This is a genomic window from Halopseudomonas sp., assembly GCF_036960865.1.
GTDB lineage: Bacteria > Pseudomonadota > Gammaproteobacteria > Pseudomonadales > Pseudomonadaceae > Halopseudomonas.
Genome location: NZ_JBALWE010000016.1, coordinates 15,168 through 39,551 on the forward strand (window position 1 = coordinate 15,168; position 24,384 = coordinate 39,551).

General features: G+C 56.3%; 21 protein-coding genes, 1 tRNA gene and 1 pseudogene. 13 read left to right on the top strand and 10 right to left on the bottom strand.

The genetic code is table 11. From position 1 onward, the window contains the following. Nucleotides 1-2: 2 nt before the first annotated feature. From V7747_RS18130 to V7747_RS18140, 3 genes are read right to left on the bottom strand one after another with little or no spacing between them, the layout of a single operon-like run. A complete protein-coding gene (locus V7747_RS18130) occupies nt 3-1,253 on the bottom strand; it encodes an ammonium transporter (RefSeq protein ID WP_335617396.1) in 1,251 nt (416 codons plus the stop codon). 52 nt (nt 1,254-1,305) lie between these two features. Further along, nucleotides 1,306-1,644, bottom strand: a complete 339-nt coding sequence (gene glnK, locus V7747_RS18135; protein WP_092286485.1) for a P-II family nitrogen regulator — start codon at nt 1,642-1,644, stop codon at nt 1,306-1,308. A gap of 56 nt (nt 1,645-1,700) precedes the next feature. After that, complete coding sequence (locus V7747_RS18140; protein ID WP_335617397.1) at nt 1,701-1,859, bottom strand: hypothetical protein; 159 nt, start codon at nt 1,857-1,859, stop codon at nt 1,701-1,703. A 334-nt stretch (nt 1,860-2,193) separates the two neighbouring features. On the opposite strand from V7747_RS18140, the gene V7747_RS18145 reads away from it, so the two are divergent. Continuing rightward, nucleotides 2,194-2,439 carry an accessory factor UbiK family protein gene (locus V7747_RS18145; protein ID WP_335617398.1) on the top strand — a complete coding sequence of 82 codons (246 nt, stop codon included), beginning with the start codon at nt 2,194-2,196 and terminating at the stop codon, nt 2,437-2,439. A gap of 59 nt (nt 2,440-2,498) precedes the next feature. Beyond that, nucleotides 2,499-4,007 (top strand): YifB family Mg chelatase-like AAA ATPase, encoded by a 1,509-nt coding sequence (locus tag V7747_RS18150; protein ID WP_335617399.1) that lies wholly within the window; start codon nt 2,499-2,501, stop codon nt 4,005-4,007. A gap of 261 nt (nt 4,008-4,268) precedes the next feature. Here V7747_RS18150 and V7747_RS18155 read toward each other — a convergent pair whose 3' ends face one another. Next, a complete protein-coding gene (locus V7747_RS18155; protein ID WP_442909298.1) occupies nt 4,269-5,978 on the bottom strand; it encodes a putative bifunctional diguanylate cyclase/phosphodiesterase in 1,710 nt (569 codons plus the stop codon). Nucleotides 5,979-6,299: 321 nt separating this feature from the next. Here V7747_RS18155 and rep point away from each other — a divergent pair, with 321 nt between their 5' ends. Next, nucleotides 6,300-8,306: a DNA helicase Rep gene (gene rep / locus V7747_RS18160; protein ID WP_335617401.1), complete on the top strand. Its 2,007-nt coding sequence runs from the start codon at nt 6,300-6,302 to the stop codon at nt 8,304-8,306. A gap of 71 nt (nt 8,307-8,377) precedes the next feature. Here the strand turns inward: rep and V7747_RS18165 are convergent, their stop codons facing one another. Beyond that, nucleotides 8,378-8,800, bottom strand: a complete 423-nt coding sequence (locus tag V7747_RS18165; RefSeq protein WP_335617402.1) for a c-type cytochrome — start codon at nt 8,798-8,800, stop codon at nt 8,378-8,380. 331 nt (nt 8,801-9,131) lie between these two features. Here V7747_RS18165 and V7747_RS18170 point away from each other — a divergent pair. Further along, a tRNA-Arg gene (locus tag V7747_RS18170) sits at nt 9,132-9,208 on the top strand. Between the two features lie 640 nt (nt 9,209-9,848). Here V7747_RS18170 and V7747_RS18175 read toward each other — a convergent pair. Together V7747_RS18175 and V7747_RS18180 are read right to left on the bottom strand one after the other, a co-directional pair. Further along, complete coding sequence (locus V7747_RS18175) at nt 9,849-13,145, bottom strand: UvrD-helicase domain-containing protein (protein WP_335617403.1); 3,297 nt, start codon at nt 13,143-13,145, stop codon at nt 9,849-9,851. Nucleotide 13,146: 1 nt separating this feature from the next. Next, nucleotides 13,147-13,956: a hypothetical protein gene (locus tag V7747_RS18180; RefSeq protein ID WP_335617404.1), complete on the bottom strand. Its 810-nt coding sequence runs from the start codon at nt 13,954-13,956 to the stop codon at nt 13,147-13,149. A 377-nt stretch (nt 13,957-14,333) separates the two neighbouring features. On the opposite strand from V7747_RS18180, the gene V7747_RS18185 reads away from it, so the two are divergent. Beyond that, a complete protein-coding gene (locus V7747_RS18185; RefSeq protein WP_335617405.1) occupies nt 14,334-15,374 on the top strand; it encodes a taurine catabolism dioxygenase TauD in 1,041 nt (346 codons plus the stop codon). 196 nt (nt 15,375-15,570) lie between these two features. Here the strand turns inward: V7747_RS18185 and V7747_RS18190 are convergent, their stop codons facing one another. Together V7747_RS18190 and V7747_RS18195 are read right to left on the bottom strand one after the other, a co-directional pair. Next, nucleotides 15,571-16,446, bottom strand: coding sequence for an ImmA/IrrE family metallo-endopeptidase (locus tag V7747_RS18190; RefSeq protein ID WP_335617406.1), 876 nt, complete (start codon nt 16,444-16,446; stop codon nt 15,571-15,573). A gap of 13 nt (nt 16,447-16,459) precedes the next feature. Next, a complete protein-coding gene (locus V7747_RS18195; RefSeq protein ID WP_335617407.1) occupies nt 16,460-16,831 on the bottom strand; it encodes a helix-turn-helix domain-containing protein in 372 nt (123 codons plus the stop codon). A gap of 209 nt (nt 16,832-17,040) precedes the next feature. On the opposite strand from V7747_RS18195, the gene V7747_RS18200 reads away from it, so the two are divergent. The 8 genes from V7747_RS18200 to V7747_RS18235 all read left to right on the top strand — a co-directional run bounded on the left by V7747_RS18200 (nt 17,041) and on the right by V7747_RS18235 (nt 22,955). Next, nucleotides 17,041-17,790, top strand: a complete 750-nt coding sequence (locus tag V7747_RS18200; protein ID WP_335617408.1) for a multiubiquitin domain-containing protein — start codon at nt 17,041-17,043, stop codon at nt 17,788-17,790. Next, entirely contained in the window at nt 17,765-18,952 is a 1,188-nt protein-coding gene (locus V7747_RS18205; protein ID WP_335617409.1) for a ThiF family adenylyltransferase, read from the top strand. Before V7747_RS18200 ends, V7747_RS18205 begins: the two co-directional genes overlap by 26 nt. A 74-nt stretch (nt 18,953-19,026) precedes the next feature. Then, nucleotides 19,027-19,395: a DUF6527 family protein gene (locus tag V7747_RS18210; protein WP_335617416.1), complete on the top strand. Its 369-nt coding sequence runs from the start codon at nt 19,027-19,029 to the stop codon at nt 19,393-19,395. A 212-nt stretch (nt 19,396-19,607) separates the two neighbouring features. Continuing rightward, nucleotides 19,608-20,147 carry an AAA family ATPase gene (locus V7747_RS18215; protein WP_335617410.1) on the top strand — a complete coding sequence of 180 codons (540 nt, stop codon included), beginning with the start codon at nt 19,608-19,610 and terminating at the stop codon, nt 20,145-20,147. A gap of 3 nt (nt 20,148-20,150) precedes the next feature. Further along, nucleotides 20,151-21,050, top strand: coding sequence for an adenylosuccinate synthetase (locus tag V7747_RS18220; protein WP_335617411.1), 900 nt, complete (start codon nt 20,151-20,153; stop codon nt 21,048-21,050). A 56-nt stretch (nt 21,051-21,106) separates the two neighbouring features. Continuing rightward, complete coding sequence (locus V7747_RS18225; RefSeq protein ID WP_335617417.1) at nt 21,107-21,832, top strand: adenylosuccinate synthetase; 726 nt, start codon at nt 21,107-21,109, stop codon at nt 21,830-21,832. 1 nt (nt 21,833) lies between these two features. Next, the gene (locus V7747_RS18230; protein ID WP_335617412.1) at nt 21,834-22,484 is read left to right on the top strand and encodes a DUF7002 family protein; all 651 of its coding nucleotides are present in this window, start codon (nt 21,834-21,836) and stop codon (nt 22,482-22,484) included. A 9-nt stretch (nt 22,485-22,493) separates the two neighbouring features. Then, entirely contained in the window at nt 22,494-22,955 is a 462-nt protein-coding gene (locus V7747_RS18235) for an NUDIX hydrolase (protein ID WP_335617413.1), read from the top strand. Nucleotides 22,956-23,035: 80 nt separating this feature from the next. Here the strand turns inward: V7747_RS18235 and V7747_RS18240 are convergent. Continuing rightward, nucleotides 23,036-23,998, bottom strand: a pseudogene (locus V7747_RS18240) (DUF4113 domain-containing protein); the annotation flags it as partial. Between the last annotated feature and the right edge of the window lie 386 nt (nt 23,999-24,384).

The following is a 24,384-nucleotide window of genomic DNA, read 5'->3' on the forward strand; positions in this document are numbered from 1 at the left end:
GCTTACTTCTTGCTGCTGGTGAACTCCGGATAGGCTTCCATACCGCACTCGGAGATATCGACGCCTTCATACTCTTCTTCTTCGCTGACGCGCAGGCCCATCACCAGTTTGATGATGCTCCACACGATCAGGCTGGAGATGAATACCCAGAGGAAGATGACTACGATGCCCAGCAGCTGCGCTTTCAGAGAAGCGTCGCCGTTGGTCAGGCAGACAGCCAGCAGGCCCCAGATACCGACCACACCGTGAACGGAGATGGCACCAACCGGATCATCGATCTTCAGTTTGTCCAGAGCCAGGACAGAGAAGACCACGATCACGCCACCAACTGCACCGATCAGCGTCGCCTGCAGACCACCAGGGGTCAGCGGCTCGGCAGTGATGGCAACCAGGCCAGCCAGCGCACCGTTCAGCGCCATGGTCAGGTCAGCTTTGCCGAACAGGATGCGTGCTACGACCAGACCGGCAATCAGACCACCTGCTGCTGCAGCGTTGGTGTTCAGGAAGATCTGCGCAACAGCGTTGGCATCGGAGATGTTGGACACCACCAGCTGCGAACCACCGTTGAAGCCGAACCAGCCCAGCCAGAGGATGAACATACCCAGGGTAGCCAGCGGCAGGTTGGCACCAGGGATGGCGCTGATCTGACCGTTGGAACCGTATTTGCCCTTACGAGCGCCCAGCAGCAGAACACCGGCCAGTGCAGCAGTTGCACCTGTCAGGTGAACCACGCCAGAACCGGCAAAGTCCAGGAAGCCCGCTTCGTTCAGGAAGCCACCGCCCCATTTCCAGAAGCCCTGGATCGGGTAGATGAAGCCAGTCATGATCACGGCGAACACCAGGAAGGCGAACAGCTTCATGCGCTCAGCCACGGCACCGGAAACGATGGACATGGCAGTGGCGACGAAGACCACCTGGAAGAAGAAGTCCGATGCTACCGAGTAGTAAGGTGCATCGTCGCCACCGGCGAGTACGTCTTCAACGGTATTTTCAGCACCGATCAGTACACCGAAGCTCGGGAAGATGCCGCCTTCCGGGCTGGAATACATGATGTGGTAACCGATCAACAGGTACATGGTGCACGCAATAGCGTACAGAGCCACGTTCTTGGTGAGGATTTCAGTGGTGTTCTTGGCGCGCACCAGACCGGCTTCGAGCATGGCAAAACCCGCTGCCATCCACATGACCAACGCGCCGCAGACCAGAAAGTAGAATGTATCAAGTGCGTACTTGATTTGTACGATGTCTTCCATTTTAAGCCCCCCATATAGGCTTGTTTACTGCATTCTGTGAAAGAGCGTGCTCTTAGATAGCGTCGGTATCGGTTTCACCGGTACGGATACGGATGGCCTGCTCGAGGTTGACCACGAAGATCTTGCCGTCACCGATCTTGCCGGTGTTGGCCGCCTTGGTGATGGACTCGATAACGCGATCCAGCATGTCATCGCCGATGGCTACGTCGATCTTCACTTTTGGCAGGAAGTCCACAACGTACTCCGCACCGCGGTAAAGCTCGGTGTGACCCTTCTGCCGGCCAAAACCCTTGACCTCAGTCACAGTGATGCCCTGAACGCCAATCTCGGACAATGCTTCACGCACGTCGTCCAGTTTGAAGGGCTTGATTACAGCCGTTACTAGTTTCATTTTGATACTCCCGTGGTAATGGACTGCCCTGGGGGACAGGACAAGTCTATGCCGAGTTAGAGGCTTTTAGAAACGGACAATCCAAAAGTGCTGTCGCAGTAGTCAGAATCACCCGCATGGCCGGTACGTTCATCCGGGCCCATATCGCTATCGGCATAAAGCAGGTCCGTGGCGCTCGGAGCGATGGCCGAAATAGCCAGGGTCAAACGCTTCATTGTTATGCTCCTGATGTGATTCATCACTGTTCTGGCTGCAAACTGAGACGTGCCCTGAATCAGGCATGCCTCGACTGTCAGCTGAGGGACGTATTGCAGAAAGCCTGCCAGTTTTGTTTTTTTGTTAAAAAACATAGACTTGAAAAATACGACCGATCAAATATCCAAGCCAAAAGAGCCCCTATGCACCAGTGTAGTGCGCAGTTGTGGTGCGTGCGCGCCATCAACGCACAATCAGGGCGCGCGTTTCGATTCGCATGCACTCGGTGCTACACTGCGAGGCCACTGCGGGCCGCTTGCCCGCGCATGCCAACCACTGCCGCAGGTAGCCGGAATGTTGCATAAACTCGTGATAGACGCCGTCAGCAGCCAGGCCAGCAAGTTGCTGCTGAGCGAAAAGGGCCTGCCGGCCCCCGAGGTCGAGAAACACCTCAAGGCGATGCTGCAAAGCGCGCTGAGCAAGCTGGACGTGGTCAGCCGCGATGAGTTTGAAACCCAGCAGACCGTTCTGCTGCGCACCCGCGAGCGCCTGGAGGCACTCGAAGCGCGGGTTGCCGAGTTGGAACAGCAAAACACCTAATCCCAAGCGCCTGATTCCGGCTGTATCAGGCACACCACGTTGACGATCAAGGAGAGATCATGTCACTGGCGATAGTCCACAGCCGCGCCCGCCTCGGTATTCAAGCCCCGCCTGTCAGCGTTGAAGTGCACCTGGCCAACGGCATGCCCAGCCTGACCCTGGTCGGCCTGCCGGAAACGGCGGTACGTGAAAGCAAGGACCGCGTACGCAGCGCTTTGCAGAACGCCCAGCTCGACTTTCCCAGCCTCAAGCGCATCACGATCAACCTTGCCCCGGCCGATCTGCCCAAGGAGGGCGGGCGCTTTGACCTGGCCATTGCCCTGGGGCTGCTGGCGGCCAGCGGACAGATCCCCGCTGACGCTCTGGCGGAGTGCGAATGCGTTGGCGAGTTGGCGTTATCCGGCGAACTGCGTCCGGTACAGGGCGTACTCCCGGTCGCCCTGGCTTGCCGCGACGCCGGCCGCACGCTGATCCTGCCGCGCGCCAACGCCGCAGAAGCTGCGCTGGTAAATGACGTCAAGCTGATTGCCGCAGATCATCTGCTGGCGCTCTGCGCACACCTGCGCAACGAAGAACCGCTGCCCGCCATCGCACCGGCGGCGCCCGCAGCCCCTGCGGCAGCCGCCGAACTGGCGGATGTGCAGGGTCAGGCACAAGCCAAACGCGCCCTCATCGTCGCCGCCAGCGGCGGGCACAATCTGCTCCTGTTTGGCCCACCCGGCACCGGCAAGACACTGCTCGCCAGCCGCCTCCCCGGCATACTGCCACCGTTGCTGGAACAAGAAGCACTGGAAGTCGCCGCGATCCAGTCCGTTTGCGACCGCACACCCCTGACCGCCTGGCCCGGCAGGCCCTTTCGTGCGCCTCATCATGGTGCGTCCGCCGCGGCACTGGTCGGTGGCGGCAGCCAACCCCGCCCGGGTGAGATCAGCCAGGCGCACAACGGCGTGCTGTTTCTCGATGAGTTACCCGAGTTCGACCGCAAGGTATTGGAGATGCTGCGCGAACCGCTGGAATCGGGCTGTATTCACATTGCGCGAGCACGCGAGCAACTGACCTTCCCGGCCCGCTTCCAACTGATCGCCGCCATGAACCCTTGCCCGTGCGGCTTTCAGGGCGACCCCAGCGCCCGTTGCCGCTGCACCCCGGAACAGGTGCAGCGTTACCGCAGCAAGCTGTCAGGCCCCTTGCTGGACCGCATAGACCTGCACCTGGCGATGCATAACGAACCCTTTTCGATGAGCAGCGAACACAGCCGAGGCGTGCCGGATACCGCCACCGCCGCAGCTCAGGTGCTTGCGGCCAGACAGCGTCAGGCCGCACGCCAGCAGGGACTGAATGCACACCTCGGGCTCGATGGCATTCGCCAACACTGCGCCTTGGAGGATACGGATGCCGGTTGGCTGGAAAAGGCGATTACCCGTCTGGGGCTGTCTCGCAGGGCCAGCCACCGTACGCTTAAAGTCGCCCGCACTTTAGCCGACCTCGCCGGGGACGGGCGCATTGACCGAGCCCACCTGGCCGAAGCGCTGCAATACCGGCAACTTGACCGCCAGCCCGGGCACTGACTTAGAGCGCGGCCTGAGCCAGCGGGCACGGGCCAAGAATGGCTAGGCCCGCGCACCGCCAGTGAACACCGCGCACACAGCAGGATGCCGGCAAGCGTGGCGCAGGTCAGGCAGAAGACATGGAAAAAAACGACACAAGGCACTGGCAGGGTGCGACCAGTGCACTATAGTGAAACGCAGCGGGGCGGCGTCGATTTTGAATAGCATGGCGCCAGCAAAGTCGATAGTCGCCTCGCTATTTCTATCGCGTGCAAGCGCGGCTCAGTTGATCAGCGCGGAGACCTTGTTACTGGTCTTCAGGGCTTCGTCCCGCCCCATGCTATACGCGTCCATGAAGTAGCAAAGTTCGTCGAAGCTCAGCGCAGGACTAATGAAATACCCCTGCACCTGCTCACAGCCAAGGCTGCGCAACACCTCAAGCTGTTCACGCTGCTCGACACCTTCCGCGACCACTTCCAGTCCCAGACTGTGGCCCATATCGATCATGGCGCCCACCAGTTGGCGGTCCGCCGTACGCTCGGCGATGCCCTTGACGAAGCTGCGGTCGATCTTCAGCAGATTGATCGGCAGGCTGTGCAGATGAACAAAGGAAGAAAAACCGGTGCCGAAATCGTCCAGCGAGAAGCGCACACCCAGGCCAGTCATGCCATCCATAGTCATCAGCACCTGCTCGGGCTGCTGCATCACTGCAGTCTCGGTCAGCTCGAACTCCAGCCAATGCGGATCGATACCGGTGCGCTCCAGCAGGCGCTTTACCGTCGACAGCAGACGGCTGTCCTGGAATTGTCGGAACGACATGTTGACGGCGATATGCACCGGCGAGGTACCCATTTTCTGCAACCGCGCCAGGTCGTGACAGGCCCGCGCAATCACCCAGTAGCCCATGGGAACGATCAGGCCGGTCTCTTCTGCCAGCGGGATAAACTCATTGGGACCGAGCAGGCCGCGCTCCGGATGGCGCCAGCGAATCAGCCCTTCCAGCCCGACAATGTTGCCGGTGCTGAGCTCAACACGCGGCTGGTAATGCAGCTCGAATTCGCTGCGCCGCAGTGCCTGACGCAGGGCCGACTCAAACTCGATCAGGCTGTGGGCCTGCAGGTTGATGCGCTCGTCGTAAAAGTGGAAGTTGCAACCGCGCTGCCCCTTGGCTTGCAGCATCGCCAGATTGGCGTGCAGCAGCAGGCTATCCACCGTCTGACCGCCTTCCGGATAGGTGGCAATACCCACACTGCAACCCAGCAGTAACCCCTCGCGGTTGACGGTAAAGGGCTCGGCCATTTCGTTGGTCACTTTCTGGGCAATCTGCAGCAGGTTGCTGGCGGTCGTGTAATCCTCGATCACCAGGGCGAACTCGTCGCTGCCCATGCGGCCGATGGTATCGGTGTTGCGCAGCACGCTACGCAGGCGTGAGACCACCTCGCAGATGATGTCATCACCGGCGCTATGGCCCAGCGTGTCGTTGACGTGGCGGAAATTGTCGAGATCAATAAAGAATACAGCGAGCGGCTGATTGGTGCGCAACGCGCGGCGCATGCCCTGCTTGAGCCGATCCTGAAACATCTGCCGATTGCAGGTGCCGGTCAGCGCATCGAAGCTGGCAGCATGGTCCAACGCCGAGCGCAACTGATGCCGCTCAATGGCGTACTGAAAACAGCGGATGATTTCACTACTGCTGGACTGATCCCAGAGGGTGTCATTACGACCGTTGCCGATGCCGGAGAAGTCCGGCTCGCTGGCCAGGTGAATCACCGGCACGCCACAATCGGCCAGCAGCGCAAGGTTCTCTGACCGCGCCAGCACCGCCTGTACTTCACCACGATTGATCTCGGTCTGCAGGGCGTGCCAACTTTCCTGACGTTCAAGCAAAAATGCACTGCTTTTCACGGCAGATAGACGCCGACACAGCTGCACAAAGGCGCCGTGATCGGTATCAAGTAGCACAATTCGCTGTGTTGGACTATCAGCGCTCAACTAGCGATCCCCCAAGGATCAGAACGATTTCCGAATCTTCAACGCAGCAGGCTCCCAGCCACTACGCCACCCCAACCCACTGCTATCTATATGATTTACTTCGGGTCTTGCTTGCCACGTGCGAACAGCGCCGCACAAAGCCAGCCGATTCAGAACGCCCCAAACAACAAGTTTCTTTTAAATTTAGTTATATACACCGCTTTTATAAAGCCAGTTATAACGAAGTTTCGTCTATTAACCAAGCCTAGCCTTTGGCTATTACCGGGCTAGTTGAGCAAAAACTGCTACTATTGCCCACCCCCAGCGCAGGAGACCCGACCAGTGGCAAGCCTCAATCCCCGTCAACAGGAAGCCGTCGAGTACATCAGCGGACCGCTGCTCGTATTGGCTGGCGCGGGAAGCGGTAAAACCAGCGTTATCACACGCAAAATCGCCTATCTGGTTAAAGAATGTGGCATTCGCGCGCAGCACATCATCGCTGTGACCTTTACCAACAAGGCAGCACGCGAGATGAAGGCGCGGGTAGGTCAACTGATCAAGGGCCCTGATGCACGCGGCCTGACGGTTTCAACCTTTCATAACCTGGGCCTCAATATCATCCGTAAGGAGCATCAGCGCCTGGGCTACAAGCCGGGCTTCTCGATCTTTGATCAGCAGGACGCCTTGGCGCTGATCACCGACCTGATGCATCGCGACTACGGCGCCGATGACGGCATCGACGGTATTCAGAACAAGATTTCCTCCTGGAAGAACGACCTGATTCTGCCGGACGAGGCACTGGCGCAGGCCAAGACCCCGCAGGACCAGACCGCTGCCAGTGTCTACATGCACTATCAGCGCACCCTCAAGGCCTACAACGCAGTCGACTTCGACGATCTGATCCTTATCCCGGTGGTGCTGTTTCGCGATAACCCGGACATTCTGGAAAAGTGGCAGTTTCGTATCCGCTACATGCTGGTTGATGAATACCAGGACACCAATGCCAGCCAGTACCTGCTGGTAAAAATGCTGGTAGGCCAGCAGGCGCGCTTCACCGTGGTAGGTGACGACGACCAGTCGATCTATGCCTGGCGCGGCGCCCGGCCGGAAAACCTGGCACAACTGAAAGATGACTTCCCGGCCCTCAAGGTAGTGATGCTGGAGCAGAACTATCGCTCCACCAGCCGTATCCTGCGCGCCGCCAACACGCTGATCGCCAACAACCCGCATGTATTCGAAAAGCAGCTCTGGAGCGAGCTGGGTTACGGCGAGCCGCTGCGCGTAATCCGCTGCCGCAATGAAGAGGCCGAAGCCGAACGGGTTGCCGTGGAAATCCAGAACCAGCACTTGCAGCACAAACGCGCCTGGCGCGACTTTGCCATTCTGTATCGCGGCAACCACCAGGCGCGGCTGATCGAACTCAAACTGCAACATCATCAGGTGCCCTATCACCTCTCCGGCGGCACCAGCTTCTTTGCCCGCCAGGAAGTGAAGGATCTAATGTCCTACTTCCGCCTGCTGGTGAACCAGGATGACGACAACGCCCTGCTGCGCGTGATCAACGTGCCCCGCCGCGAGATTGGCCCGGCCACCCTGGAAAAACTCGGCACCTACGCCAACGAGCGGGGCGTCAGCATGTATCAGGCTTGCACCGAAACCGGGATGAGCGAGCGCCTGGACAACCGCTACGCGGAGAAGCTGCAACGCTTCATCCACTGGATGGACGGCGTGCGCATGCGCTGCAGCAAAGAAGACCCGATCGACGCACTGCGGCAGATGATTCTCGACCTGGACTACGAAAACTGGATTCGCCAGAACTGCTCCAGCGACGAAATAGCCGCCAAGCGCATGGGCAATGTCTGGTTCCTGCTCGACTCGCTGAAGAGCATTGTCGAGAAGGACGAAAGCGGCGAAACCAGTATCGAAGACGCCATCGCCAAGCTGGTACTGCGCGACATGCTGGAGCGGCAGGAAGAGGAAGAAGACAACGACCGCGTGCAATTGATGACCCTGCACGCCTCCAAGGGTCTGGAATATCCCCACGTGTTCATCATGGGCATGGAGGAGGAGATACTGCCACACCGCTCAAGTATCGAAGCCGACAGCGTGGAGGAGGAGCGGCGCCTGGCCTATGTGGGCATCACCCGCGCGCGCAAGACCCTGACCTTTACCTTCGCCGCCAAGCGGCGGCAGTTTGGCGAAGTATTCGACTGCCTGCCGAGCCGCTTTCTGGAAGAAATTCCCAGCGAAGACCTGGAATGGGAGGGCACCGAAGAAGCCCCCGCAGAAGAAAAGCAGGCACGTGGCAAGGCCGCCCTCTCGAACCTGCGCGGGCTGCTCAGCCGCTAAACCCGGCACCGGCCCCCCAACGAAAAACGCCCCGCATTAGCGGGGCGTTCAGCAGAGCAGGAAAGCTCGGATCAGAGACCGGACATCTCTTTGATCGCCGCCATCAGCTCTTCGTCGGAGCAGTCCCCACAGGTGCCTCTCGGAGGCATCGCGTTCAAGCCAGCAATCGCGTTCTTCAACAGTTCGTCCAGGTCGCCGCCGTGCCGGGCAGACCACGCAGCGCTGTCACCAATCTTGGGAGCACCCAGAACACCAGCACTGTGGCAGGCGGAGCAGAACTTGCCAACCACGTCGGCACCGGAACGCGGACCCGCAGCAGCAGCGCCGCCGCCAGCGACGTCTTCGGCACAAGGATCACCTACCAGACAGACAGTCCCGTAAGGCTTGAGACGCTCGGCGATGGCCTCTTCGTTGGCCGTTGCTGCAAAGGCGTTACCCGCTACCACCACCAGCATGGCCGCCGAGGCCAGCAGAATCTTTCTCAAAGTCATCACCTTATACATCCTCATCATGGCTATAAGAGTCGCGCCCAAGTGCATTGCCCGGACAATGTGCGCGAGTATACCGGGAAACCCGCAAGCGACAAAATAGCCAATACCTACAACCCGCGCAGAACACCGCGGCGAATCACCGCACAAACATGGACGCCGGCAATTTCAATGCGTATCATTGCGGCGCTGAAACCCGACCCGCCGCTGCATGGCCCCGCGTTTCACACCACGCACCCGTAGCTCAGCTGGATAGAGTACCGCCCTCCGAAGGCAATACTCATCCACTTGTGCCACGGTGCGGCTAGAGGTCAAAATGACCACGCTTTACCTATATGCACCCGTAGCTCAGCTGGATAGAGTACCGCCCTCCGAAGGCGGGGGTCACAGGTTCGAATCCTGTCGGGTGCGCCATCTCGTTATAAATCAGCAATTTACACTTCCTCTAGATCGAGAAATTCACAAGCCGATCCCTGCCCCAATCAGCTAGCACTCAATTTCGAGTCAGACAGCTGATGAATCCCATGACATCTAGCTCAAATTACGAGCAAACCCTTTAAAATCGTCAGTGCCCAGATTGTGCCCAAATCGCGCCCACTTGGTTTTGGTGAAGAATACGTGAACAGCTTATCTGAGTACTGCCTCAGGTGGGGCGCATAGGCATCCTGCAAGCATTAGTAAATGTCGATGGCACGCTGCGCCTTTGATAGTCATAACCGAGCAGTAGATTTTGGCTGGTAGCCGTCCTTCACCACCGGCCGGTATCGGCCAATAGCAGCCATTCACCTACGCATTAAACGGAATGGATAGGCCGCCCTTGTCGCTTTAGGTCCCGGCAACCACTCAGGCCAAGGGAATAGATCGCTGTATGAGCGTGCCCCACTCGCATTCTTCATACGCCAATCGAAGGGCTCTAATGCCAATCGCAGAAATTTCGTGCTGCTGATCCGGGGGGGGGCGTTGATGTAGCCCATGCCCAAAACTGTCCTTGTGTTATGTCAACTTGAGCGCCCCTGGACTGCAACGTGAAGTTCCAGAAACGCTCGGAGAAAGATCAAAACCGCTGGCCGCAGATGCTTGAGTAAGCGCATCGGCTGCAATGCTTCCCTCTACTGGCGGAGCGTTCGCCAGCCCGCAACGCGGTGATCGCTTTGAACACGCTGGTCATGCTTGGCCTACTGGATGGAGTCGTGTCTTTAGATCGGCCCGCGACAAGAGAATGGATGGAGATGTTGTCGCAGCGACTGCCACCAAGGTTTAGCAGGATGGGGCGCACATAACTGGAGACGTCTGATAGACCGATCCCCGTGCGTAGCCAAACCAGATCACCGTTAGTGTCACGAAGCATCCAGGGCATGCTGATCACCTGGCCGTTCACGCTGGATGTGGTTTCTGGGACGTACTGGTCGATCTCAGGGAGCAGCGCGGTGCCGCGAGAGAAGGCGATCCAGGCGTGATCCACCAGTGTTTTGTCTTCCAACTCAGTTGGCAGCGGCCTCTCCTCCCAGGCTTGCTCGAAAGCTGTTTGGGGATTCACGCCATCTCGATACACATACTCCAGGCCGGCAAGAACTGATCGACGAGCCCGGATCGAGATGTCCTGCTCCTGATCAGGTGGCAGGTTCAGCTCGTGAGCATAGTGATACTGAAGCGAACAGGATATAAAGCTGTTGAGTGCTGAAAAGCTGATTGAGGCAGGCGGACTTAGTGGAGCGTGTGCACAGAGAGTCGGTGCCGGCAACGCCGCGGCACTCCCACGACTTGGGGTAAAAATCAGCGGGTCACATAAAGGGGATGGGATCTTCGAGACATCGGTACTGCAATAGACGTTGAGCTTACTTTTCGCTCTTGAGACGCCGACGTAGAGCAGGTTGTTGCGCTCGATCGCTTCACCGTCGGCACGCATCTGACGCGTACTGTTGAGCACCTCAGCGGGTAACAGTAGGGCTTTGTGTTCGTCATCATGGCGCGGTGTCGCCTCGGCACCAAATGTAGACTTCTCGACGTTGGCCATATGCACCACGTCGAATTCAAGCCCTTTACTACCGTGAACCGTCATTAGTCTGACTCCATCAATTGCAGCAGCCTCTGGCGGCAGTGAGCGATCCATCGATGGCTGACCAATATAGCGTCGGAAATCTTCCCTCTCCAGATATTTGGACAGCGTCGCCTGACTGCCCACGCCATCGCTGTTGCGCACGGCGTAGATGAATTGCCACAGTGCCAGGCGCCTGATTTGGGCAGTCGCAGACTGGTCGTTCAGTGAGTCAAGGCCAAAGCCTTTCTCAAACATTAGGTCACACACAAAAGCCCAGGGCCGGGAATTGCGGGTCGAGTTGCCAAGCAGATCATTCAGCGACTGGGCGACTTTTTGCCCCTTAGGCGACAGCCCCGGTATTGGCTGCTTGAGCCAGCCGCCTCGCTGGAGGTCAGCATCCAATCTGGACAGGCTTGTGAGTAGCTCGATGTCCGAGGCTGGCATACTGAAGTCAGTGAGCGGGAGCAAGCCTATAAGTGCCCCTGGCATGCGCTGAGTGAGGAGCTGCATCAAGCACAGGAATTCTTTGACTTCAGCGCGCTGACTCAGATCACCGATGTGCAACACGGGAATTCCCGCCCGCTCAATGTCCCGGGCCAACGCATCCAGCTGTGCGTTGGTAGGGCTGATGATACCTTGGCTACCGTAGGGGTGGCCGGACACGCGACATTGCTCAATCTGCGCAACGATGGTGCCACCCTGCGGGCCTTTCTCCGTATGGATCAAAGCCGGATAGACGCCGATTGCAGAGCGAGAAGGTGAGACAGGGTCGAGGGGCACCTGGGACTGCAAGACGTGATCGGTGCCTGCCCGTTCAATCGCACGCAGAATTTCTGGCGAGCTACGGCGGTTGATGTCCAAACTATACCGTTGAATGGACGCTGCCTGACCCCTCGTGACGTAAGCCTCATCGAACTTGAGCAAGCTCTGGATCGATGCGCCACGCCAGTGGTGAATAGCTTGGCGAATGTCACCGACCACCCACAAGTGACGCAGGGGCGAGCCGATCCTCTTTACGAACTCGATCATGACATGGTTAACGTCCTGGTACTCGTCCACTAAGACATGATCGTACTGCCCAAGGAAGGCATCTATAGATGGGCGAAAATCTCGCGCCTTGAGGACGGGGCGAACCAGTAGATCGGGATAGTCGACCCAGCCCTCCCTGCGCAGGACGCCCTCGTAGGCCCTGTACAGAGTGATGATGTCCTCGCGCTCCAGAGCAACCTCTGGCTCGACAGCCGGAAGCGATTGAAGGATTGCTGAGTAGTCGTCAGGGAAGACCAGCTCCTCCTTAAGCCGGTGAATGATCTTCAGGACGTCAGGAAGCCAATCGTAAGGATTGCGGAGCCTGAAGAAATGCTTGAGCTCTAAGTTAGGCAGTTCGGTGACCATCATCCTGACCAGCTGGAGAAGATCCGCGATCTTGATCTGAGGGGTTAACTCAAAGTGATGATGATGCTTTCGAAGTAGCTCTAACCCGAACGAGTGAAATGTGCCCGCCCAGATTTGGGAAGCATTCGGGACATTGGCCGCAGTCAGCCGCTCAACAAGCTCCTGCGCTGCACGGTTAGTGAACGTCATGACCAGGATTTTACTGGCAGGCACGCCACTGGAGATTAGGTGGGCTACACGGTGCACCAAGGTAGTGGTCTTGCCCGTACCGGGCCCTGCGACGACGTTGACGTATTTCTCTGAAGCCTGCGCAGCGCGCTCTTGTGCATCGCTTGGTGGGTGCGTCGCAGAGGGTGCTACAGGGGCAACATCCGGAAGCAGTAGAGCGTCAGCCAACTGCTGCCGCACTACTTCCAGAGGCAACTGAAAAGTCGCAGCGATTTGCCGTGAACGCCATCCGTTTGCCCACAGTGCTCTGGCTGCAGCCTTGGGTAATAGCAGCTCCCGTGCAAAGACGTTGGCTTGAAGTTCTTGACGTTCCCAGGCGCCGTATCCATCAACGACTGCGTAGCCGTGCGTTTGCCCAGTATCTTCGCAGATGAATGCTGTTGAGGAGGTGCCCGTTGTCGATGCTGGAGAGTCGAGATACCAATGACCGAGCTCGTGGGCTAGTAGGTAAGCCCGCTCCGCCAACCCTACATCCTTGCGAACCAGGATTGTGTTGTAACCTCGTTGAAGCAGGGCGTCCCCACCACCCAGCGCGTAGTCGTCCGGGTCGACCTGCTCAATCGCCAGTCCCAGCGTATCTTCAAACACTGCGAGCCATTGCTCGCTGGTAGGGTAGTGATCACCACACGCAGCGGCGAGCGTCGCCCGTGCATTCATCGCCTCAATTCGTGCACGGTCGAAAGGGTTCATCTCACTCCCCCATGGCCAACAGCTTCGCTTCCTCATCATGAGGTAACTTCAAAGCCCTCACCGCCTCTTCCCATGAGACAGGCTCTGTAAGCATGCGAGGTCGTCCGTTGGGTGCTTTATACGAGGGCGCTGGAAGGTTTCTGAAATTGAGGCTTACGGCCTGGGTCAAGACCCCTCTCGAAACCCCGAAATATTCAGCAATTTTGCCAAGCAAAACGCCCGGAGCTTGCACTAGACCAACTAGCACCTCGCTTACCAATTTACGCTTGCCAGGCAACTCCACATAGTCAGCTAATTTACCAACCTGAGGGCCGATTATGGCGGCAATAGCCGCCTGAGCTCTCTCGACCTCCACTCCAGCGCAAGATTCATTGCTGAGAGTTTCGGCTCTGGCCTGCAAGGAATGCGATAGCTCTTCGGCTAAGAGGCCGCCAATAAGTTGAGAGGCAGATCGCCCGTATTCTTTGGCAGTTAGCTTTAGCTCCAAGCTGAGCTGGCGATCAAGTCGGGCCATCCATTGTGATTGCTCTCCACTGTAGCTCGCAACTTTGAGCGCATAATCGTCGAGAACCTTCCTTCCACTGCGCTCCTCGGTTGCGTCCTCAAAACGCTCATAAGCGCTTTCGATCAGCTCTCTTACTAGCACTGAAAACTTTTTCTCCTGCCCATGGGCCAGCGCTTTCAGCGTTTCATGCATCGCCTCCGGCACGTAGACGCCAATCGTCTGCAGAGTGCCCTTGGTACTCGTCACGGACGCTGATCGAGGCTCCTGAGATGCACGGGGTAAAGCGGGTTCATAGTGGCTGCGCATAGACACCTCCTTTGGTGACACATCCTGTACAGATGGAGTACTCACCGGCTCCGGTTGACAGGCCATGAGTGGAGGAGCAACGAGATTGGATGATAGTTCCGCCATAACCTTTCTAGCGAGGAGCTCTGGAGAGCTGGCTTGCACCTTGAGTAGGTCGCCACCTGGAAGAGCAACAGTGCATTGATGAGCGCACGCGACTACGTGGAACTGTGCTGTCTTAGAGACCCAGGCGAGGTAATCCGCCCATGCCCTCAGCGAGGAGGAAGTCAAAGTGACACTATTTTTCATGGTAGGCTTGGCCATCGCAAAGGAAGCAGTGACGCCCTTGTGGGCGCTCGTATATCATCTTTATATCACCTGCATGTGAAGGGACACAATTGATCGACGCTCATTTTTCGATGGCAATTCGCGGAGCGGTTAACCGTTGGATGTCTGATAATCCACTTGAAACTTGCCTGCTCGCGCTCGACAGCCCTGTAGTACTTGGCGAAGCTCTGCTGCCGCAAATTGAATCCGCGCTTTCTAATGTCGGCCTGGCTTTGGCCGACGTACAACGCCAGGCCTGGGTGAACCCGTTTTCCCACCTGAAGGCAGTTTTCGATATCGATGATCTGCCAGAAACGCCAGCCGCTTTCACCCCTGTGCCCGACGTGGTGACTACCGTTGCAGCGAGGGCCTGTTCAGTGGCCTGTCTTGCAGCACTTAATTCGGACACGATCTCCTACGGATCCGAAAACGACGGGCATCTGTTTGTAAATCTCGTCGTACTGCCCGGCGATGACGATTTTGCGGAGAAATCCAAGTCCGACATGCGAGGCCACACTGATGCCGTGTCTTTCCCGGTGCGCGGTCAGTTACATGAGTTTGATGAGCGCGTTGCGCCGTCCCCGGATTTCGTTTGTCTGAGCGGCCTTCGCAACCCTGATGAGACCGCCACGACAGTCATGCCTCTGTCGGAAGTCTTGCAGCAGCTAACACCTGCCGAGCTCGTAGAGCTGACCAAGCCTCAGTACGTGATCCGTCCACAGAAAACCTTCACGCGTGGGTTACGAAAGCTGCTTGGCAAGAACAGCCTGCTGTTGAACGCAATGGCAGGTATTCAGCTACTTTTCGAGAGTGAAGATGGGTATTGGATACGCTATAGCCACAGCGCGGCGGACGCCGACTATGAATCTCACCTTGCTACCCACGCCGTAACCCGATTTGAGGAGGCTTGCCAGAAATGCTCAGTGTCGGTAGTTATATCGCCTGGCGACATTCTGGTCGTGAACAATCGAGTTGGCTTGCATGGGCGCGGAGTTGTCGGTGGTGAAGCTGGGGGGCACTCCCGGTGGCTACTGCGTACATACGGGCTTGATACTCGAACTCTGACGCCTGAGCAGCGCTACGTCGATAGTAAATTTAAGCTCTTCCCCTGATCGCTAACGGCCTATGGCTGACATAAAGCGTTAGGAAGTACAGGCGGCGTCTAAATAGTCTTTACGGCTTGCATGACTGTCCGTTTCTGGCCGTGACTTGCCTGATACTGCGAGCTCAAACCGGCCACAAGCAGCCGCGTTTTCCAGCACTTGTGAAGTATTTTGGAACCCTTAGATGCACTTATTTCAGAAAGGGTCAGTGCCGAGGCTTCGACCACCCAGGATAACCGTCAAGTTCTTCTAGGAAGTCATCGCGGTCATCTCGGGCATGGCGATAGCCACTCGATACTGGGGGCTGCTCAAGCTCCTCGAAGATGAGGATGGACTGAGTCTGTTTGGTTGGGGCATGGTAGGTCGCTTGCTCATAGCAGGCGAATCGACGGGCATCATCACTGCTGCTCCAGTCCAAGCCTTCAGAATCGGCCTCATGAAAACCACTGGCGCCAGACATGAAGGCTTTTGCAGCTGCGGAACTTTTAGGCAGTGGAACGCCTTTAGTTATCCAGACTTTAGAGGCCTTCAACGCTTTCGAGTTGACGGAGTATTTGACTACCCCTTCCTCGGCTACCACGAACGCTAGATGGGCCTCAGAAGCCTGAGCAAATCTAGACGCAACGCAGGCGCGGGATGCCTGAAACTGCTCAGCTAGCTCCGAGAGATGTTCAAGCGTGAAGTCTTTATCTTCAGCAAGAGGCTGAACCACTTCCCATGGTACGAGGCACTCAGCGGCGAAAATATCGCAAAGCACCTCTTCAGGTGGTCTACCGGAAAAGCGTTCCAACTCATCAGATGGAACGCTGTCTCCGTGCTTCGATTCGAGCTCAAGAACGTGATGGGCGATCTCATGGAGGATCGTAAACCTCTGACGAGCAGGGCTGTCATTCTGATTGACCCAGATGCAAATCTTTCCACGACGTTCAACAGTGCACCCGGCTTCCCCCTTCGCCAGCTCTGTTCTCAAAACACGAAAGTCTAAGAATGAAGCGAGAGCCTCCACATCGACAGGCACTGTAGTAATCCCTGCATCTTTCAAGAGCTTTCGAGCCCGAGCAACCGCAATGTTTTCGTCCATGAAAATCCTCGCCTTACATTTGTTGAATGAGCTCAATCCGCCTAAGCCAGTCTTCCTCTGTGTTAGGACGCTCACCTCGGAAGCTCATGGTTGCTACGTCCTCGAAATCCTCCCAAGGAATGTCTTCGCGAGATATCATCAGGCGGTAGAGCGCGTCATCAAGGGTTACTGGCTTTGCCAGAAGTCTGAACACCTCAGTTTCTCGATGCCTCAACCCCAGAGCCTGACCCAGTCGGGACACTACGTCGTCGGAAGGGGCCTGTTTACTACCCTTTTCTAGTCTCCAGATGTACGCGTGGTCCAGATCACCAGCACGCTTCTCCAGCTCGCGAAAGCTCAGCTCTTGCCGTTCACGCATGGTCGCGATGAACCCCGCCAGATCCATTATTTTCTCCAACCTCTTGCATTGCCCGCGAAGGCGGGGGTAAGCTGTTGTCTATCCAGACAACAGCTGCGTTTCATGCTCTATGATAAGCGGCTTTTTTTTGAAGTCCACTGTTGTCTGAGCGGACAACGACCTTCGGGTCGTTTTATGGGCGGTGCCGTTGTCCAGCAAGACAACAATCCGTCTAACTTCTGCAAGAGGGCTTTACCATGACTCAGTTGAACGATATCGACGTGGAGGATGTGGCCGCCGTTGTTTCGGCTGGCCGCAAAGTTCGCGAGCACGGGCCGTACAAAATCCTGGTGGGTAACGAGAACCTGGACTACCGGCCTTTGGTAATCACCGATCCGGTACCGACCGGGCAACAGGTACTGGAAGCGGCGGGACTGCGTCCAGTAGACGAGTACCTGCTTTACCAGATGTATACCAATGGCCATATCGAATTGCTCAGCCCGATCGAGACGACCGATTTGCGCCAGGCAGGGATCGAGAAATTCCTGGCATTCAAGAGCGACCGCTCGTTCCGTTTCTTCATCGATGGTCGCTCGCAGGACTGGGGAGGCCAGCGCATTTCAGGCCGCACTCTGAAGCACCTCGCAGGCGTCGACGCTCATAAATATGAGGTCTTTCTGGTGATCCCCGGCGAGGACGATGAGCTGGTTGAAGACAATGAGCTGTTTGATCTAGCTCGCCCTGGGGTGGAGCACTTCGCTGCAGTCGAGATCAATATCAAGGTCTTCGTGAATACCCTGCCTACCTTCGTCCACTCCCGCTACCTCAGCTACTGGGAGGTGGTACGCCTTGCTTATCCCGACGCGGTACCGTCACCCAATGCTCAGTTCACGGTCACCTACGCCAAGGGCTTTGAAGGCAGCTCGCTTACCAACCTGGTTGAAGGCCAGATCGTCCGTATCAAAAAGGGGATGCACTTCAATGTCACACCAACTGATAAGTCGTAGTCCGCAGCTGCTGCGTTTGCGCAACGAAGGGTACAACCTCGAAGTCATGGGTTCTTACCTGCTGGTTCGAGAGGTTCCCTATGTGAATGCGCAGCGCCAGGTCTGCAAAGGCGTGCTGGTCATGACGCTCAACCTCACTGCTGATGTGGCAGAGAGCCCCGCTGATCACACTGCATATTTTATTGGCGAAATCCCCTGTGACTCACAGGGGCGGCCTCTCAAGCAGATCATCAACAACAGCAACCAGCAGCAGCTGCTGCCCGAGTTGACGGTGAACCACTACTTCTCTGCCAAGCCTCGCACTGGAAATTACGCGAACTACCACGAGAAGGTGTCGCTGTATGTGGCCATGCTGTCTGGCCCAGCCAATGCTCTCGACAGGGATGTCACCGCAAAAACCTTCTCACCCATCCGGTCAGACGCGGATGAGTCGGTGTTTGTATATACCGATACAGCCTCTGCACGAGCAGGTATCGGTATGCCTACCGAGAAGCTCAAGCGGCTGAAAATTGCGATTGTGGGGCTTGGTGGGACAGGTGCGTACATTGTGGACCAGGTGGCGAAGGCGCCTGTAGCTGAGATCCATCTGTATGACGACGATGTCCTACAGCAGCACAACGCATTTCGTTTCCCTGGGGCTGTGCCGTTCGCGGTACTGGAGCGGGGTATTACGAAGGTGGACTACCTGTATGAGGTCTACAGCGAAATGCACCGCCATATCACTCCTCATGCGTGCATGATCACTGCGGACAATGTGGGTGAGCTTCGTGCCTTTGACTATGTGTTCCTGTGCGTCGACAACACCAAGGCACGCAAGCTGGTGGTGAAGGAGCTCAAGGGGACACAGACCACGCTGATCGATGTAGGCATGGGCGTTCACTTGGTTGGCGAGACGCAGCAGATTTGGGGGACGTGCCGGGTGACCGCACTTACTCCTGAGCACCATGATCATGCTGATCGGACGATGCCGCTAACCGAAAATGACGCTGAGGATATCTACCGCTCGAACATCCAGATCGCTGATCTGAACGGCCATAACGCGATGCTAGCCATTGGGGTTTGGAAGCGACTCTGCGACTTCTACTCCGATAACAGTCAGGCTACTCACATCACCTATTCGACCAACCTGAACGAAATGGGTAACAGTGAGGAGAGGCTATGACGATTCGTCGCCTCACCCCGCAGTTCGTAGGGCATTTCCCGGAGAAGCTCGAGCCTGGGGAGATTTACCTCGCAATGGAGTTCGCCACTGCAGTGCATTTGTGTGCGTGTGGGTGCGGAAACAAGGTAATAACGCCGTTCTCTCCGACTGACTGGCAGATGTCCTTTGATGGTGAGTCGGTTTCGCTGAAGCCCTCGATAGGAAATTGGTCCTTCCGCTGCCGATCACACTATTGGCTACGATCAGGCCGGATTGTTTGGGCTGGCGATATGTCCGAAGAGGCAGTCAATGCAGTTCGCAATCGAGACCTTCGAGCGAAGGTGCTGCACCAAGCAGCTCGGGCTAAGGGCGAGAATGTAGGTCAGTCGGAGTGGGTAGAGCCTCAGGTAGAGCCTAAGGCCGCGAAATGGTTAGGGTGGCTCAAAAGCCGACTTGGGTTGTGATAGGACAAAGGTCGATGTTGCATCGGGACGACGTAGGGAACTAGAGGACGAGAGCGATGCGCTCTCACTCGGTGCGGAAGCGCTCTATGGAATTAGGTAAGGAACTGGGAGCTGGTATCTCCCGCGAGCGTTTTCATTATGGGACCGCCGTTCACTATAAACTAAGCTATGCTTAGTGTGATCTATGTCTCAATTAGGGATAGTTACTCGCAGTGAAGCGACTACTTCTTTTAAGTGGCCCTATGGCCAGTGGCAAAACATCCGTTGCTGTTGCCCTGCAAGAGGGCTATGGGTTCGTACCCATTAGCAGTAGTACGTTTCTGCGCGCGCAGCTGGCCGCCCGAAACATGCCCGCTGATCGTCAGAGTCTTCAAGAACTCGGTGACTGCCTAGACAAGGTTTCTGACTTCTCTTGGCTCATAAACTCGGTCGCAAGCCCCGTGATCGTTGCGCAGCCCCACATCGACAACTGGCTGTTGGACGCTGTCCGAAAGCCCCGGCAAGTTGAGCAGTTCAAGCTTCAGTTTGCTGGCCTAGTGAGGCACGTACATATCACTGCATCAGAGTCCGTACTACAGCAGCGATATGCTGAGCGAGGTGCAGCTAATCTTGCACAATACCGGGCAGCCGTATTGCACCCCAATGAGCAAAGTGCTCGCTCCCTCGCGGGTCTGGCAGACCAGGTTTTGGATATCGAAGCATTCACTCCGTTGGAAATAGCAGATCATATCTTGAGCGCCTGGGAGAAGTAGTACATGGAAACTCGGTATATCGTAGTGATGAGTGGCAAGACCTGTAGCGGAAAGAGCGAGTTAGCTCTTTTGCTGGAAAAGGAGTTTGGCTTCGCTGTGGTTTGCAACCGCAGAGCCTTAGTGGATTCCCAATGGCGTCTTGGTATGGAGCAGCCCGATATTCTTGATCGGCGCCGTGAACTGGATAGGACCGAAGATGAGCAGTGGATGCTGCAGATGACTAAAACGATATGTGAGAGGGAGCCTTCAAGCCGCCCTTTAGTTGTCGATCATCTGGAGTCGCTCGATCAAGTACTCCAGTTTCGGCAGGCATTTGGGGCCAATTTAGTGCACGTTCATCTCTATGCGAGCAACGGCACGCTTTATGAACGTTATACGAAACGAACCGAGGGTGAAGCCAACCCTTTGTCTTATGATGAAGTTAATCAGCTTAAAGAGCCGGGCGAGATAAAGTTGCTCAAGGAGGATGCCGACGTCCGCATTTACACCGAGCGCTCGGATTCCTATGACACTCTTGTGCGGGTGGCTGCTCGCCTACATCTATACACGCCACCTGAAATTAGATGTGTGGATGTGCTAATTGGCGGGCAGTATGGGAGCGAAGGGAAAGGCAACATCGTTGCTTACTTGGCTCGCGAATACGATGTCATGATTCGTGTTGGAGGCCCTAATGCAGGCCATACAGTAGCGAGCACTGCTGGCCCTTACACCTATCATCATTTGCCCTCAGGATCGCGCGACGTGGCTGCCCGATTGCTTCTTGGCCCGGGGATGACTATCCACTTGTCAGGGCTTTTGAAGGAGATCAAGGAATGCGCAATTAGTGAAGACCGGCTGTTCATCGATCCCCAAGCTACGATCATTGAGGATGCGGACATCGAAACGGAAAAGGGGGGCACCTAGTTTCCACTATCGCATCTACAGGAAGCGGAAGCGGTGCAGCGGCTGCAAGGCGCATTCTGGATAGGGGTAAGAACACGGTCAGGCTCGCACGTGATGTAGAGGAGCTACGCCCCTATGTAGGGACCCCTGGAAACTACCATGGCTCCACATCGGACAGACTGGAGGAGGCCTATCGTTGCGGACACTCAATTCTTTTAGAGGGAACCCAAGGTAGTGGCCTGAGCATTTTTCACGGCGCGTACCCTCATGTAACCTCTAGGGATACAAACGTTGCGGGGTGTCTTGCTGAGGCCGGGATATCACCCAGCCGGATTCGTAAAATCCTCATGGTGATTAGGCCAATGCCTATTCGTGTAGGTGACCCTGACGGCGATCAGGGCCACACATCTGGTGAACTCAAACATTTCACCAGCTTCGACAAAATTGCTGAATTCGCAGGTCTTGAGGCCGAGGCTCTAAATGCTGTTGAGAAGACATCCACAACTAAACGAAACAGGCGAGTCGGCTGGTTCGAATGGGACCAATTTCGAAAAGCGTGTGCTCTAAATGCTCCCACGGATATTGTTCTAACATTCGCAGATTATCTGAAGTCCACAAACAGCCAAGCTCGTCGATTTGAGCAGCTTGATGCAGAAACGATCAAATTCGTAGAGGAGCTGGAGCGCGTTTCTCAGGCCCCTGTTTCGCTGATCAACACAAGATTCCCGCGAGATTCCAAGACCAGTGATTTACGATCCCTGATTGATCGGCGGAATTGGACTGCTCGCTCCAAGGGTAAATGACATGGATCTGGAGAAACTGATAGAGCTTTATCCACGTGTGTACCACATGGCTGAACGCGGCGCCTGGGACAGCATTCGCAATCATGGACTTATGAGCACGACTGCCGTCCTTGATCATCTACATATCATCGGGGGCGAGCGGGCTCATTTCGAGAGTGAACATCGGGATCGGAAGATGGATGTGAGGATAGGTCATCCTTCAAACATTGTCCTGCGTGACCAGAAACCTATGCCCGAAGGCAGGCTGATACAAGCGCTCACTGATGGAACAACACCACAGCAGTGGTATGAGTTGATCAACGGCAAAGTCTTCTTCTGGACAGAGGAGGAGCGATTGCATCGTCTGCTCGGTGCTAGGGACTACCGCCATCTTGAACACGATGTGCTGATATTGGACTCCGCGTCGTTCATCCCAGCCTATGCCGCAAAAATTTGGTTGTGCCATATGAACTCAGGCAACACCTGGCCCATACCGCATCTCCGCGGAACAGATATCTTTCGCAGAATTCCAGATTACCCAGCAAAACGATCGGGTGGGCCAGTTAAGAAGGTCGTCGAGTTGGTGGTCGACTATTCAGTTCCCAACATCTCTGACTTCGTAGTAGAGGTTAGGCGAATGCAAAGCAGTAAGGTTTTGGGCGTAATTGCGTAAGGTCCATCTTTGTATGAGGACGATATGCCGCGCCGCCGCTTAGCTTCTCGTGTTTTGTTGATCAGCGATTCCTGTCGGCTACTACTGTTCAAGATCCGCTTTGACAGCGGCGCACTGGCAGGAACGAGCTATTGGGCTACCCCAGGTGGAAAGCTGCGAGACCATGAGTCATATGAAGCGGCGGCCATTCGCGAGGTCTACGAAGAGACAGGTATCGAGGTTCAGTCAGTTGGAGATTGCGTTGCACGCAAAGAATTCTCTTGGCTGATGCCGGATGGCGAGCAGGTAATCGCAGTAGAACACTACTACGTGGTGCACGTGCGCGATGAGCAGTGTTCGTCCGTGGGGTGGAGCGATCGGGAACTCGAAGCTGTATGCGAGGTTAGATGGTGGTCGGTAAGCGAATTAGCTATTTGCCGGGAGAGGATGTTTCCGGAGGATCTGCTGATGCTGTTTGCTCAAGCCCAATGACCGTCAGCTTTTGGCCGAAACATGCCGGCACAGCCGCTCACGTTTGAACCGAGCCAATCCTTGCCACTGGCTCAAGTCGCTCATTTACACCGCGCTCGCCAAAGCTGATCCCATCTAGTCGTGTAGCTCGGACTTTTGAGCTCTTGTTTCATTCCCCACCCAGGTGTCACGGGCACCCGCGCGGGGCGTAGAGTACCCCTTCCCCATCGTCCATTGATTTCATCCAGTACGTTCATGACTTTTCCAGCCGCAGCGGGCTGTGTCTCGGCGAATAGATCGTCTGTGAACTCACCCTGCTGACGAAGATCTAGCAGCATGATTTCTGCTTTCGCGTAGGCAGGGCCGGGGCGGAATATAGCTTCTAAACCCTCTAGGGCGGCGCGGGTGATCAACCGGGTATCGTCTGAAGGGTATGGCAGCTCGCATAGGATGCCTTTGGCAAACTTGGCTTCGTCGGGATTAAACATGCCCGTGCGGATCGCCACCCGAACCTTCTTGCATAGCGAGCCCTGCGCTCGCAGCTTCTCACAAGCGCGAGAAACATAGGTGGCGACAGCCTCTCTGATCGGCTCTATTTCATATAAACGCTCACCGAATGCGCGGCTACTGCAAATCTCCTGTTTCGGCAGTGCTGTCTCTTCCAAAGCCAAACAAGGCGTGCCCCTGAGTTCGCGGGCCGTTTTTTCAACGACAACTGAGAATAGCTTGCGCAGTGTCCAGGGGTCAGCTTGGGCCAAGTCCCATGCGGTTTTTATCCCCATCGCAGTGAGGTGTTCGTTCATTCTTCTACCTACACCCCAGACCTCGGCGACCGGCAACGCTCTCAATACCTTGTCTCTTCGTTCTGGGTCGCAAATATCCATCACGCCACCGTAATGCTTCTGCCAACGTTTGGCGGCGTGGTTTGCAAGCTTGGCGAGTGTTTTGGTCGGAGCGATTCCCACGCAGGTGGGTATGCCCGCTAATTTGAGCACCTGTGCGCGAATCCGTCGGCCGAGCTGGTCGCGGTCTGCTATCCCTGTCATATCCGCAAAAGCTTCATCCGCCTAAAGGAAAGAAGCGTAGCTATGGACATAGCTCTATGCCTGATTACACCGCTTTCGAACACGCGCCTGGATGTCCATTGGAAGATGCCATATTCATGTGATACGACAAAGTTGTGTCCATACCCAAAGGGTCCCCCTACCAATGACAGAGAATGGAACGGCTGATTTGCTTAATGCTGAGGTGCTTCGGAGCCCGTTCCTATGGAGCTATTACGTCAGATCACTTTTGCTGGGATATATCTACCCGCACCAATGATGGTGAGGGACTTCGACCCGCGAGTCATCGCGACATACAGATGCTTTGTGTTCTTGCCCCCATAGATTGGCCCGCTTGGCCACACTATGGTAACAATTGCGAGCTTACTTGGCCGGCTCCACTTGCC